Origin of the sequence: Dysgonomonas sp. UBA7710 (genome assembly GCF_002482385.1) — a bacterium.
GTDB lineage: Bacteria > Bacteroidota > Bacteroidia > Bacteroidales > Dysgonomonadaceae > Dysgonomonas.
Window position 1 is genome coordinate 166983 of record NZ_DLFW01000023.1, and the last position, 14707, is coordinate 181689.

Below are 14707 nucleotides of genomic sequence, written 5' to 3' on the forward strand. Positions count from 1 at the left end.
ATTCGGGTATAAATGAGTCAAGTAGCCAATTCTACCATATTAAACAATAGAATGGATATTGTATTTTGTATCGATGATAATTATATCATGCCTTGTGGAGTTACGATAATCTCTTTATTGGAAAACCATAAGGACAATATGATTACTTTTCATACTGTAGGTTTGGAACTTAAAGAAGAGTCTAAGAAAAAGCTATCATCCGTTTGTTCCCGGTATCGTAATGCTTCGATATTATTTTACGATGTAAGTAAGGAATCTTTAGATTCATATAAATTATCCTTGCAAAATTCCAGACATCTGAGTTTAGCTACATATGCCAGACTTTTCATCGAAAATATGTTGCCGCATGATGTGGATAAAGTTTTGTACCTGGATTGCGATCTGATAGTTGTTAATAATTTGTCTGAATTATGGAATACGGACATCGATGGTTATGCAATTGCCGGAGTACCGGATTTTTACATCTGCAGTTCGCGTCCGGATACTTTTCAGAGATTGGATTACTCCAGTGTAAAAGGATATGTGAATGCCGGAGTATTGCTTATTAATCTGAAATACTGGAGAGAGAAAAAGCTAATAAACGTTTTCCTTAGCTTTATTAAAAAAAAGTATGACTATCTGGCATTCCATGATCAGGATGTTATCAATGGAACACTGTATGACAGCAAATTGTTTCTGCCGATAAGGTTTAATATTCTCAATTCATATTATATGTCTGTGAATAACGATATAAACGGCCATGAAGATGAAGTTTATGAGGCACTGGCAGATCCTGCGATCATCCATTATACATCACCGGAAAAGCCTTGGCTCAGACTTAGCATGCATCCGCTGAATCGGGAGTTTATAAAGTATAAAATACTGTCTCCTTGGAAAGACGAGGCTTTAGCCTGGCCGAATATAAGCCTAAGCAGAAAATTTAGATATTACAAAAGAAAGGTATTGTATGCATTGGGTTTGAAAAAGCCGAAATATATGGACGTAAGAAAAGATTCCGGCACCGGAAAATATAATATAAAAAAAGGTAAAACATGGATAACAATAAAATAACAGGAAGTGAAGCCCTTATCCGTTCTTTGATAAATGAAGGGGTAGATACTATATTCGGATATCCGGGAGGCGCTATTATGCCCGTATTCGATTGTTTATACGATTTCAAAAAAGAGATTAATCATATCCTTGTTCGTCACGAACAGGGTGCGACACATGCAGCACAAGGTTATGCACGCACATCGGGTAAGGTTGGCGTGGCTTTGGTCACCTCCGGCCCCGGAGCGACGAATGCTGTTACAGGTATCGCCGATGCTATGCTCGACAGTACGCCTATGGTTGTGATATCCGGTCAGGTTGTTTCTTCCCTGCTGGGCAGCGATGCCTTTCAGGAAGCCGATGTTGTAGGTATTACCCAGCCTATTTCGAAATGGTCGTATCAGATACGCCGTCCCGAAGATATGGCATGGGCGGTTGCCAGAGCATTTTATATAGCCTCTACCGGTCGTCCCGGTCCGGTTGTGCTTGATATAACCAAAGATGCTCAGTTTGGAAAGGTGGATAATTACACATATGAAAAGGGAGCGTTTATACGCAGTTATCAGCCTAAACCCGACATAAAGGATGCTGAGATAGAAGTTGCCGCGCAGATAATAAATGAGGCGAAGAAGCCTTTGGCCTTAGTAGGACAGGGGGTCATTCTGGGTAATGCCGAAAAAGAACTGCTTGCTTTTCTTGAAAAATCGGGTATTCCTGCTGCATCTACCATATTGGGACTCTCGGCTATACCATCCGATCATCCGCAACATGTAGGTATGCTGGGCATGCATGGTAACATCGGTCCTAATCGTAAAACGAATGAATGTGATGTGTTGATTGCCATCGGGATGCGTTTCGATGACCGTGTAACCGGAGATTTGAAGACATATGCCAAACAGGCGAAGATTATACACTTCGATATAGACAAGGCTGAAATAAACAAAAATGTAACAGTGACTGCCCGTGTATTGGGAGATGTAAAAGATTCTTTGCCAAAAATTACAGAGCAACTTAAAGGAAATAAATTCCCGGAATGGTTGTCTGAATTTAAAGCCTGCGATGATGAGGAATATAATTTTGTAATCAAAGATGAACTACATCCTGAATCCGGCAAGTTGAAAATGGGTGAGGTTATTAATAAAGTATCTGAGGCTACGAATAATGACGCGGTGCTTGTTACAGATGTAGGGCAACACCAGATGATGGGAGTTCGCTATTTTAAATACAACCGTAGTCGTAGCGTAGTTACTTCCGGTGGATTGGGTACCATGGGATTTGGTCTTCCGGCAGCTATCGGAGCTAAATATGGCGCTCCTGACCGTACTGTATGCCTGTTTGTTGGTGATGGCGGTATACAAATGACCATACAGGAACTGGGTACTATTATGCAAACGGATATTGATGTTAAAATCGTAATTTTGAATAATCACTTTCTGGGAATGGTACGTCAGTGGCAGGAACTTTTCTTTGATGAGCGGTATTCCGAAACTGTAATGAAAAACCCTGATTTTGTAAAAATTGCCGAGGCATATAACATTCCGGCCAAGAAGGTGGATACAAGAGAAGAATTGGATAAAGCTATAGCCGACATGTTAAATCATAAAGGCTCTTATTTGCTGGATGTACAGGTAGAGACTAAAGGAATGGTATATCCAATGATTCCGGCAGGTACATGTGTGACAAATATATTATTGGGGAATGAATAATTAATTCGCAAATTCGGATATTCGCAAATTAAAAAATGAATGAGAGATATATTCTATTTTCGATATTTGCCGATATGCTAATTTTCAAATTTTCAAATTAAAAATTATGCAAGATAAAACATTATATACAGTAACCATATTCTCGGAGAATACAGTCGGGCTGCTCAGTCAGGTAACCAGTGTATTTACCCGTCGCCAGTTGAATATAGAGACTCTATCCGTTTCACCATCGGCCCTGAAGGGCATACATAAATTTACAATCACCGTCTTTTGCGATGAGGAGATGATTAAGAAGGTTGTTCTGCAGGTCGATAAACGTGTAGATGTTCTGAAATCATATTATAATACAAATGATGAGTTGATACATCAGGAGATTGCCCTGTACAAACTGTCTACTCCCGATTTTCTGAAAATCGAGTCGGTAGAAGGACTTATCAGGAAATATAATGCGCGAATTCTGGATATAAATGAAAATAGCGTGGTTTTAGAGAAAACCGGACATTATCAGGAAACACAGGATTTGTTTGAAGAATTGAGTAAAACCATAGGTGTCCTACAGTTTATCCGTTCCGGACGAGTGGCGATCACTAAATCCAAAATAGAGCGCCTGAGCGATATGCTGGCCGAACTGGATAAAAAATACGAAGCAGATAAGTAATAATGAGTTGTTAACAGATTTGAGTATTTTTACAAATCGTTATTAACTTAATACTAACTCATATACTTATAACATGATGACTCCTATTGGCCGATACGAATTCGGAATTGACGCGTACTTAACAGATTTCAGAGGAAAAGCTACATTGCCGATGATTGGCGGATTTATGCTTCAGGCAGCAACAAAGCATGCCGAAGAACGTGGATTCGGCTATTCTGCAATGACATCCCAACAACGGGTCTGGGTGCTTTCCCGAATAGCGATCGAAGTATTTGAATATCCGAAAAACGATACGGTAATGGTTCTCAAAACATGGGTAGCCAGTGTCAACAGATTGTTTACCGAACGGCATTTCTCATTTGAGGACGAACAGGGCAGAGAGATTGGCTTTGCAAAATCTCTTTGGGCATCTATTGATCTGGTGACCCGCAAACCGACGAATGTTTTGGAATTGGAAGGATTGTCTGATTATATCACTGAAAAGGAAAATCCGATAGAGGGAATGACTAAAATACCGGCTTTGAAAGATGATTATGAGATAGCCACTGATTTTGTTGTTAAATACAGCGATGTAGACATCAATAAACACCTTAATAGTATGAAGTATATTGAGCACTTTGTTGATGTTTTCGATATTGATATGTTCAGGGAAAAAGAAATTCGCCGTATAGAGATAAACTATATTTCGGAGGGTCGTTATGGGACAAAACTTGATATCCTTAAACGAACTGAGAAAGACAGCATATTCGTACTGGAAATGAAGGACGGGGATACATCCGTCTGTTCTACAAGAGTAACGTGGAAGTGACAAACTAAAAATGGAAAGTTGGATTTAACAATGTTGAAACTTGGAATCATTAAATTTTGAAATAAAACATATATAGTTCTTTAATTAATTAAACAAAAACAAAAATGGCAGAAATGAATTTTGGCGGCGTTGTAGAACAAGTAGCCACCCGCGATGAATTCCCTTTGGAAAAAGCAAGAGAAGTATTAAAAAATGAAACCATCGCAGTTATCGGTTACGGAGTACAAGGTCCGGGACAAGCTTTGAATCTTCGCGACAACGGATTCAATGTAATCATTGGTCAACGTAAAGGTGGTAAAACATGGGAAAAAGCGATCGCTGACGGTTGGGTTCCGGGCGAAACTTTATTCGATATAGAAGAAGCGGCTGAAAAAGGTACAATAATCCAGTACCTGTTGTCCGATGCTGCACAGATAGAAGTATGGCCTCGCCTGAAACCTTATCTGACAGCCGGTAAGGCTTTGTATTTCTCTCACGGATTCGGTATCACATACAAAGAGCGTACAGGTATTATCCCTCCTGCTGATGTGGATGTTATTCTTGTAGCTCCTAAAGGTTCGGGTACAAGTCTTCGCCGTATGTTCCTCGAAGGCCGCGGTTTGAATTCAAGTTATGCTATCTTCCAGGATGCCACAGGCCGTGCTAAAGAACGTGTAATCGCCTTGGGTATTGGCGTAGGTTCGGGATATTTGTTTGAGACAGACTTCAAACGTGAAGTATATTCCGACCTTACAGGTGAGCGTGGAACATTGATGGGGGCGATACAAGGTATTTTGCTTGCTCAATATGAAGTATTACGTGAAAATGGTCATTCTCCATCGGAAGCATTTAACGAAACAGTGGAAGAGCTTACTCAATCATTGATGCCTTTGTTTGCTGAAAAAGGTATGGACTGGATGTATGCAAACTGTTCTACTACTGCTCAACGCGGTGCTCTTGACTGGATGGGCCCTTTTCATGATGCAACAAAACCTGTCTTTGAAAAATTATACAAGGAAGTGGCTTGCGGAAATGAAGCTCAACGCTCAATAGACACTAACTCAAAACCTGATTATCGCGAAAAGCTGGAAGAAGAATTAAAGGCTCTTCGTGAAAGTGAAATGTGGAGAACGGGAGCGGTTGTAAGAAAATTGAGACCGGAGAATAATTAAGATAATTTATTCTATAATAAAAGGCTGAATTTGTTATAATTCAGCCTTTTACTTTTATAGATAGAGTTGCAATTTAATTCGAGAACTGGTGTAATGGCACCTGACGATAATATTGCAGCGCTTTTTTTCTTATCACAGTCTCTTTTGCAATAATATCTTTGTTTATGTAATCAGTCCATAGAGTGCTGATCTCATCACTTTGGATGTTTACAGTATAATTTCCGGAGTTGTTTAGAGTGTCTACTATTTTCCGAAACCGCTTGCGTTGATCTGTACATTCGATGCTAAATGTTGCTTGCTGATTGTTTGTTGCGAAGAAGAGTAAAGTATCTGTATTTTCTTTGCGGACGTATTTAAACATCACGATCTCACTTAAAAGAGTGGAATAGATTACTTTATCTTTATGAATGATAACCAGGTTCGCATTGGAAATGTTAACTGTAAATGTCTTAACAAAAGCTTTTTTCAATAAGAGGACAACCGATAATATCAAGATCGGAATCGCAATTATGAGGAGCGAGTCAATACCATTATCAATTAGAGTATTAGAAAAGTAGATAATGGTTGATAAAAAAACTGAAAGTATCAATAATGTACTGATAGCTAAAGCTTTTTTATTAAACGTTTTAAGTTTAAATGATTTCATTAATGTGGTGTTGTATTCCATTATGTTACTAAGGATAATTCCTATTCAACATTCTATATTGCACTGCCCCAATATATACTACCTATATCCATATAGGTTTTCCAATACCATTTTCTAAAACTAGAAAATCATTCTTTTACCCAAATCCTTCTGTGCTAAAAAAATATAACCTGGGCTTATATTTATTTGTCATTAAGTAATTCATTTTATTCAAAATAAAAAGATTGTAAGTATATACAATTTCTCTTAAAATGACTAAAAATCGTTTACAAAAGTATGAAAGTTATTTATAAATAAAAAATTTTTCTAATCAAAAAACCTCGATTAGTATCCTATATAAAAAGAGAGCATGTATCCGAACGGGATACATGCCCTCAACAATTTTAATTTATATGATTTGTTAAATCGCGTTGATTTCTTTCAAAACAACATTTGTTTTGTGAACAGCGGCAGCTGAAGCTTCGAATTTTTCTTTTTCATCAGCAGTCAGTTTCAGGTCAATAATTTTCTCCCATCCGTTTTTACCTAGGACTGCAGGCACACCTATACAGATATCATTTTGCCCGTATTCACCTTCCAATGTAACGCAACAAGGAATTACCTTCTTTTGGTCATGAATGATAGATTCTACAACATATGCTCCTGCTGCCCCCGGCGCATACCACGCAGAAGTACCTAGTAAACCAGTTAACGTTGCGCCGCCTACCATTGTATCGGCTACTACTTTATCCAGAACTTCTTTAGAAAGGAATTCTGAAACAGGAATACCTTTATATGTAGCCAGACGGGTAACAGGAATCATTGTAGTATCACCATGGCCCCCTATTACCATACCTTCCACTTCATTAGGATTGCAGCCCAAAGCTTCACTCAGGTAGAATTTGAAACGGGAACTGTCTAGTGCACCACCCATACCGATAACACGGTTTTTAGGCAGGCCTGTAACTTTAGAGGCCAGATATGTCATTGTGTCCATTGGGTTGGAGATAATAACAAGGATGGCATTTGGTGAATATTTAAGGATGTTTTCAGCAACACTTTTTACGATCCCGGCATTTACCCCGATAAGTTCTTCTCTGGTCATACCCGGTTTGCGTGGTATACCCGAAGTTATAACTACAACATCGGAATCAGCTGTAGCAGCATAATCATTAGTTACGCCCTTGATACGTGTGTCGAAACCCAGAAGCTGGGCTGTCTGATTCATATCTATTGCTTTACCTTCCGAAACGCCTTCTTTTACATCCAGCATTACTACTTCATCTGCCACTTCGTTAAATGCAAGTACATTTGCACATGTAGCACCTACATTTCCGGCACCTACAACTGTTACTTTAGACATAATATTTTTTTTATAATAAATTAATAAATTGATTCCAAGATTTCAAATAGTCAAGCATATCCTATATATTATAGGTATCATGTCACAAAAGACTAACAAATGTACATGCTTATTCTGATATAAAGAAGATTTTGGTCGTCAAAAATATCGGGAATTATTAAAAAAAGCGAAAGCCTTTTATCCTTTTGCTCAATATGCTGAAAACATCTATATTTGTAGTCGCTTAATATTTTAACATAATTATGAGCACGGAACAAAAAAACAATTCTAAAATATTATTAATTGTAATAATCCTGTTACTTGCAGCAATGGGTATAGCCGGATATTATATATTCAGTCAGAAGACGCAAATAAATGAGTTGCAGGAAGAGAGTAGCTTGAATAAGCAGCAACTGGAAGATGAGTATGAGAATCTCACCATGCAATATGAAGGCTTTAAGCTGAATATCAAAAATGATTCTTTGCTTCAGAAACTGACGAATGAGCAGGCAAAGGTTCAGCGATTGCTGGAAGAGCTAAAGACGGTAAAAGCAGATAACAAAGCCGAAATATCGAGATTGAACAATGAATTGGCCAGCCTTCGCAAAATTCTGAAATCATATATTATTCAGATCGATTCTTTGAATCAGGCTAACGAACGATTGAGGAAAGAAAAAAGCGAAATAACTAACAAATATCAGGAAGCTACGCGTACATTGAATGAGGTATCGCAACAAAAGCAAAACCTGACAGAAAAAGTTACTTTGGCCGCCAAGCTCGATGCTACAGGTATCAGTGTACAGGCTACCAATAGTAAAGGCAAAGTCCAGAAAAAGATTAATAAAGTAGAGCAACTGATAATAAACTTTACTGTTACCAAGAATATAACTGCCGAACCCGGAGAACGGACAATCTATCTGCGTATAATGAAGCCGGATAATGATGTCCTGACCAAGAGTCGTACAAATGTCTTTCCGTACGAGAACAGGGATATTAATTATTCGATAAAGAAAATCATCGAATATGGCGGGGAAGAGGTTGGTGTAACCATGTACTGGAATGTAGAAGAATACCTGATGCCAGGTACCTACCGGGTTGATATATTTGCTGATGGAAGTCGTATCGGAATGAAATCCTTTACATTGGAAGATTAATGAGAATCATAGAAGCATCAAAGGAGCATCTTCTTATTATCCAGTCACTTGCCGACAGGATATGGCCTCCTGCATTCGAAAATATTCTCACATCCGACCAGATTAGATATATGATGGATATGATGTACAGTACTTCATCTTTGGAAGAGCAGATGGAGGTGTTAGGGCATCACTATCTTTTGGCTAAAGAGAATGGAGAGTATTTAGGCTATGTTTCATATGAGTTCAATTATAAGGATGCTGATATAACAAAAATTCATAAGATATATGTCCTTCCTTCTTTGCAGGGAAAAGGGGTAGGGCGTTTCTTTATTGATGCTGTCGGGAAGATAGCTAAGGAGTATGGCAATGCAGAATTGTCATTGAATGTAAATCGCTTTAATAAAGCCATCGATTTCTACAAGCGTTTGGGCTTTGAAGTGATTAAAAGTGAAGATATAGACATTGGTAATGGTTTTCTTATGGAAGACTATGTGATGAATAAAAAGATCCGGGCAGAACAATAATTCCTCTCTATCTGTTCTCTATTGAACGAATAATATATACTTGCATAAGTAAATGTGTGATATTATTATATCCTGTGAATAGACTGCATGTATATATCTTTTTGGGTTGACGAAGATACCGGATTAATCATTTTATATCTATTATTTCAATTTTTTACGAAATTTCTGAATTTTGTTTCGAACTATTTCGGTAAAAAATATGTTCGGATATAATATTTGTTAATAATTATACTATATTTGCCATGTTAACTTTAATAACAAGAGCGATAAAATCATAAAACAAAGTAAGTATATCACTATATATAGTCGATAGTATCTGTTTTATCATAATTTTGTTGCATTTGTTAACAATCTGATAAGTAATGAACATTAATCAAAAAATTAATACGCATGAAGAAACTTTTAGCTCTATCTCTTATTCTATTTCCGGTAAGCCTGATGGCTAGTGAAGCAGACTTAAAAGTCCCTGATTTAGGAAGTGGTTATAACCTCCTGCTTTGGGGCCTTTTAATTCTGCTACTCGGCATTGCATTCGGCTTGGTGCAGTATTTTAATATCAAGAAGCTACCTGCACATCAATCGATGCTCAACGTATCGAAGACGATTTTTGAAACGTGTAAAACCTATCTGTTGCAGCAGGGCAAGTTTCTCTTCTATCTGTTGCTGATTATCTCGGCAGTAATGCTTATCTATTTCGGATTTTTGTCTAATCCGGAAATCGTAGCTAAAGGAGAAGTCGGCAGGGGGACATTCCTTGCTTTTGTCTTGTTTTGGACAATATTGGGTATTCTCGGCTCATATGGTGTGGCCTGGTATGGCATCCGTATCAATACACTGGCCAATTCGAGAACTGCATTTGCTTCTTTGCGCAAACGTCCGTGGGATGTCGTGAATATCCCGCTTAAAGCCGGAATGAGTGTCGGCGTGATGCTTATAACAGTAGAGTTGATAATGATGCTTGTTATCCTCTTGTTTGTACCCGGAGACATGGCCGGGGCTTGTTTGCTCGGATTTGCGATAGGTGAATCCCTGGGTGCATCCGCACTACGCATAGCAGGAGGAATCTTTACCAAGATAGCTGATATCGGAGCCGATCTGATGAAGATCGTATTCAATATTAAGGAAGACGATCCACGTAATCCCGGTGTAATAGCGGATTGTACAGGAGATAATGCAGGCGATAGTGTAGGACCTACAGCCGATGGCTTCGAAACATACGGTGTGACAGGGGTTGCTTTGATATCATTCATCATACTGGCGGTATTGAATGTTGAATATCAGGCGGTCTTTATAGTCTGGATATTCGTTATGCGTCTGATGATGTTATTTACATCCATCCTGTCTTACTATATCAATCAGGGGATTGCCACTGCTAAATACAAGAACTCAATGAAGTTCAACTTCGAGGTACCTCTTACGGCCCTTATATGGATTACATCAGTCGTATCTATTGCGGCAACATCTATTGCCAGCTACTTCCTGTTGAATGAGATGCCTAATGGCTTGTGGTGGAAACTGGCATCTATTATCAGTTGCGGCACATTTGCAGCTGCTGTGATTCCTGAACTTACAAAGGCTTTTACCAGTTCGTCGTCCCGCCATGTAAAAGAGGTCGTTACTGCTTCCCGCGAAGGAGGAGCTTCGCTGAATATCCTTTCGGGTATGGTAGCCGGTAATTTCAGCGCGTTTTGGAAAGGGATTACGATAGCCTTACTGATGGCCGTCGCTTACTTTATCTCTACACAGGAACTGGGTAGTATGATGTCTCACCCTTCTATCTTTGCTTTCGGTCTGGTCGCTTTCGGTTTGCTGGGTATGGGGCCGGTTACTATTGCCGTGGACAGTTATGGTCCTGTAACGGATAACGCGCAGTCGGTGTTCGAACTCTCCCGTATAGAACACCTGCCCGATATATCGGCAGAAGTAAAGAAAGACTTTGGCTTCGAGCCTGATTTTGAGAAGGGGAAAGAGTACCTGGAAGAAAATGATTCTGCCGGTAATACATTTAAGGCTACCGCCAAACCTGTACTTATCGGTACTGCTGTGATCGGGGCTACTACGATGATATTCTCAATCATTCTGGTACTGGAAAAACTCGGATTGCTGAACATCGATCTTATAGCTGCTCCTGTACTACTGGGTTTCATCTGCGGAGGTTCCGTTGTCTACTGGTTCTCTGGTTCATCTATGCAGGCTGTGACTACCGGTGCATACCGTGCCGTAGAGTATATAAAGAAGAATATCAATCTGGATAAAGACGAAGCTGACATAGAAGATTCGAAGGCAGTGGTAAAAATCTGTACCCAATATGCTCAGGTGGGGATGTGGAATATTTTCCTTGCCTTGTTATTCATCACTATGGCCTTTGCTTTTATCGATCCTAACTTCTTTGTCGCATATCTCATATCCATTGCTGTATTCGGCTTATTCCAGGCTATCTATATGGCAAACGCGGGAGGAGCGTGGGACAATGCGAAGAAAATAGTAGAAGTGGAATTAAAAGAGCGTAATACTGATCTGCATGCTGCTACAGTAGTTGGCGACACTGTCGGTGACCCGTATAAAGACACATCATCGGTTTCACTGAATCCTATCATAAAATTCTCAACATTATTCGGGTTATTAGCTGTAGAGATTGCGATTGAGATTCCCGACTATTGCAAATGGATCGGATTGGTGTTTCTTGCCGTGGCATTAGTCTTTATTTACCGTTCATTTTATTCAATGAGAATTGTAAAGCAATAAGGATAAATGATAAGGCTGTGTTAAGAGTAATTTTGAGTTCACAAAGTATTACGCTCTTTGTCATTGGCTCCGCTTCGCTCTGCCGAACGTTGTTTCTGAATGTAATGAAGAATCTCGACTTCCGGGAAATGAGATGTTTCACTCCGTTCAACATGACAAAGAGATAATGAAAATTACTCTTAACATAGCCTCTTTAATTATTTTCAGTGCTTATAGTCTTCCGATAATACCCTCACTTCTGCTATCTTGGTTGTCACACTGTTTGGTGCAGCCATGATTTTTACATCGAGTATCTCCTTGCCCTTTTCGCTTTCGGGAACAGGATATGTAGAAGTAAAGAGGTTATCTCCTCCATCACCTTTCAGACTTAGCGAAACCACTTTCCGGCCATTTACAAAGACATCGAAACTACGGTTTTGGTCACGGTCAAAATATTTCAGATACAAATAATTGGCATTCTTGCCGGCATTCTTCAATTGATAGCTGAACCAGCCCCTTGCTTCACGCCAGTGTATATCCTCGATAAAGCCTGTATTCGATTTATCAGATTGTATAAAATGATCCGATTCGGGTTGTTGTTCCCCGCAGACTACTTTATCGGCTGTAATACCATCCAGTTTGATTCTTTCCTTCTCTTCGTCTTCTATTTTCTGCTGTATTTCTTTCACACCTTCGGCTGTTGCCTGTGGCCAGTAGATGATATAGCGCGACTCATGCAAGCGGAAGAATGGTATAAGTTCCAGTCCTGCCGTATATTTTTCAGGATAGAGCCCCGATAGATGGAACGTCAGGGGTTTTCCCTGTACAGGTTTTACCAATGAAGCTATTTTATCCGGATCGCTGACGATAATCGGCATATCTTTCATCGGTATTTGCCTGCCGTGAGCAATGTGTCCACCCCGGCTGTCGTCGGCAAACAAACCTGTCATATCTTCCGTTCCGGTCTTTGCAGCAAGGGTAACGGGGCCGTAGAAAATAGAGTAATAATTCGATTTATCCGGCAATTGCTCTACTGTTATCCGCATAGGCATTTCCACTACTACCTTATCTCCCTTTTTCCATTTACGGTCGATGGATATATAACTGGCCGGGTCTTGCGATACCGGATAATCTTTTCCATTGACGCTCACTTTTAGCCCCCATTTCTTTACCCATGCCGGATAACGTAACTTTAAGGAGAAAGTAGTTGCTTTTTCAGGATTGATAGTCAGTTGGGTTTTAGCTTCGTCAGGGAATGAATTTTCCTGTATAATTTCGGTCTTTTTCTCTTTCCAATCCAAGCGGGAAGGGATGAACAGGTTGATGAACAATTCATTATCCGTATGCGCATAGATCATCTCTCCGTATTTGGCATGGTTTTCTATTCCCGAACCTACACAGCACCAGAAACTTGTCTGCGGTTGGGAATATACCCGGTAGTGTCCCGGACGCATTTGGGTGAAGTAAACAAATCCTCCTTGTTCGGGATTCTGGGTAGAAAGGATATGGTTGTATAAAGCCCTTTCGTAATAGTCCATATATTTCTCATCCTGTGATGTTTGATAAAGCATTTTCGACAGGCGCAACATGTTGTATGTATTACATGTTTCAGGGCCTTCGATACTCTTTATCACTCTCGAAAAATCATTCGTCGGGTTGAAATGTTCTCCCACACTGTTGCCTCCGATACTCACTGAACGGCGTTCCACAACCGTTTCCCAGAAGAAGCGTGATGCTTCCGACCACGAATCGTTGCCTTCCACATCCGCTATGCGTTTAAATCCAAGCACCTTCGGTATTTGTGTATTGGCATGCATCCCGGTCAGTTTATCTTCATGGTTGAGCAGGGGATTAAGCACCAGTTGATGTGAAAACTGATGCGCCAGTTTCAGGTATTTCTTATCGCCTGTTATCGCGGCTACATCGGCGAATGTCTCATTCAGTCCGCCATGTTCACTGCGAAGCATATCCTGTATCTGTTCTTCCGATAGTTTCGACACCAGATTAATCGCCCAGTCGGTCATTTTTATCAGCATCTCCTTTGCCATATCGTTATTTGCATAGAGGTAAGCATCACGCAGCCCGGCATAGGTCTTATGGATATTATATAATGGAACCCATTTGCCGTTAAGGTCGAAACCTCCTGCTCTGATATTTCCGTTCGCAACTTCTTCCCAGATAGCTTTTCCTCCCGGAACGCCGCCTATATAGCCGTTGCCGTTTGCATCCTGACAGCGTTTCAGTTCACTAACCATATAGTCGAGACGCTCTTTTATCTGTTTGTCGCCTGTCGAAGCATACATCAGAGACAATGCCGAGAGGTAATGACCTCCGATGTGCCCGTCGAGTCCTGTATTTTCCCAGTTGGTATAACTCTCGGCTTTAGGTGTCAGTCCGGATTCACGCAGGAACGGTGACAATAGCCTGTCGGCTTTCAGTTCCAGCAGGTATTGTTTATCCAGGTCTTCCGCGTGCTTAAACGGGCTATCCAGTAATCTTACATCCTGTAAGCTAAAAGTTTCTACTTTTGGTTTCAACTGGGCATTCATACACAATGTGCTGACGATAAGCCCGGTAATGATATAAATTTTTTTCATTTTATGTTTTAACTAAATATTTCAGGAAACCTGTATTGAATTAACCTTTATTTGCGATATATTGTTAAAAAGTAACAGCTGTAACAGATATTTTAGCTATTAGCTGATAGCTTTTAGCCGTTAGCGGCGCGAAGCGACAAAACTCGTAATCTGTAACTTGTAACTCGTAACTTATCATCTTGTTTACATTTATTGACTATGTTTGGTTAAAATCTGACACATCTGACAGTTTTTTCAGTATTTTTACCTTGTTATTTTTGCATTCGTTAACCATATGTAGTTAAAAAGTAACAAAGGTAACAGAAATCAATGTACCGATTAATCAATTTGCCGATGTGCCAATGTTTTTAACGAAAAATGAAAAACGGATAACAAAAAATATTCTTAAACGAAAAACGAAGAATGAA

General features: G+C 39.7%; 11 protein-coding genes. 8 read left to right on the top strand and 3 right to left on the bottom strand.

From position 1 onward, the window contains the following. Positions 1-12 precede the first annotated feature (12 nt). The 5 genes from B3317_RS07810 (at position 13) to ilvC (ending at position 5352) form a co-directional block, all read left to right on the top strand. On the top strand, positions 13-1050 hold the full coding sequence (locus B3317_RS07810; protein WP_291110352.1) for a glycosyltransferase family 8 protein: 1038 nt from the start codon (positions 13-15) through the stop codon (positions 1048-1050). Next, positions 1032-2735 (top strand): biosynthetic-type acetolactate synthase large subunit, encoded by a 1704-nt coding sequence (ilvB, locus tag B3317_RS07815; RefSeq protein WP_291110354.1) that lies wholly within the window; start codon positions 1032-1034, stop codon positions 2733-2735. Before B3317_RS07810 ends, ilvB begins: the two co-directional genes overlap by 19 nt. Before the next feature lie 106 nt (positions 2736-2841). Next, positions 2842-3393, top strand: coding sequence for an acetolactate synthase small subunit (gene ilvN / locus B3317_RS07820; RefSeq protein ID WP_291110356.1), 552 nt, complete (start codon positions 2842-2844; stop codon positions 3391-3393). 73 nt (positions 3394-3466) lie between these two features. Next, the gene (locus B3317_RS07825; protein WP_291110358.1) at positions 3467-4201 is read left to right on the top strand and encodes an acyl-[acyl-carrier-protein] thioesterase; all 735 of its coding nucleotides are present in this window, start codon (positions 3467-3469) and stop codon (positions 4199-4201) included. A gap of 104 nt (positions 4202-4305) precedes the next feature. Beyond that, positions 4306-5352 carry a ketol-acid reductoisomerase gene (gene ilvC, locus B3317_RS07830; RefSeq protein ID WP_291110360.1) on the top strand — a complete coding sequence of 349 codons (1047 nt, stop codon included), beginning with the start codon at positions 4306-4308 and terminating at the stop codon, positions 5350-5352. A gap of 73 nt (positions 5353-5425) precedes the next feature. Here the strand turns inward: ilvC and B3317_RS07835 are convergent, their stop codons facing one another. Then, positions 5426-5998, bottom strand: coding sequence for a hypothetical protein (locus B3317_RS07835; RefSeq protein WP_291110362.1), 573 nt, complete (start codon positions 5996-5998; stop codon positions 5426-5428). A gap of 400 nt (positions 5999-6398) precedes the next feature. Continuing rightward, positions 6399-7340 carry a malate dehydrogenase gene (gene mdh, locus B3317_RS07840; RefSeq protein WP_291110364.1) on the bottom strand — a complete coding sequence of 314 codons (942 nt, stop codon included), beginning with the start codon at positions 7338-7340 and terminating at the stop codon, positions 6399-6401. 242 nt (positions 7341-7582) lie between these two features. Between mdh and B3317_RS07845 the strand changes: the two genes are divergently transcribed. From B3317_RS07845 to B3317_RS07855, 3 genes are all read left to right on the top strand, one after another. Further along, positions 7583-8473: a hypothetical protein gene (locus tag B3317_RS07845; RefSeq protein ID WP_291110366.1), complete on the top strand. Its 891-nt coding sequence runs from the start codon at positions 7583-7585 to the stop codon at positions 8471-8473. Then, complete coding sequence (locus tag B3317_RS07850) at positions 8473-8979, top strand: GNAT family N-acetyltransferase (protein ID WP_291110368.1); 507 nt, start codon at positions 8473-8475, stop codon at positions 8977-8979. The genes B3317_RS07845 and B3317_RS07850 overlap by 1 nt, the downstream gene beginning before the upstream one ends. A gap of 390 nt (positions 8980-9369) precedes the next feature. Then, a complete protein-coding gene (locus B3317_RS07855) occupies positions 9370-11724 on the top strand; it encodes a sodium-translocating pyrophosphatase (RefSeq protein ID WP_291110369.1) in 2355 nt (784 codons plus the stop codon). Positions 11725-11927: 203 nt separating this feature from the next. Here B3317_RS07855 and B3317_RS07860 read toward each other — a convergent pair whose 3' ends face one another. Next, a complete protein-coding gene (locus B3317_RS07860; protein ID WP_291110371.1) occupies positions 11928-14300 on the bottom strand; it encodes a glycoside hydrolase family 127 protein in 2373 nt (790 codons plus the stop codon). Positions 14301-14707: the final 407 nt, after the last annotated feature.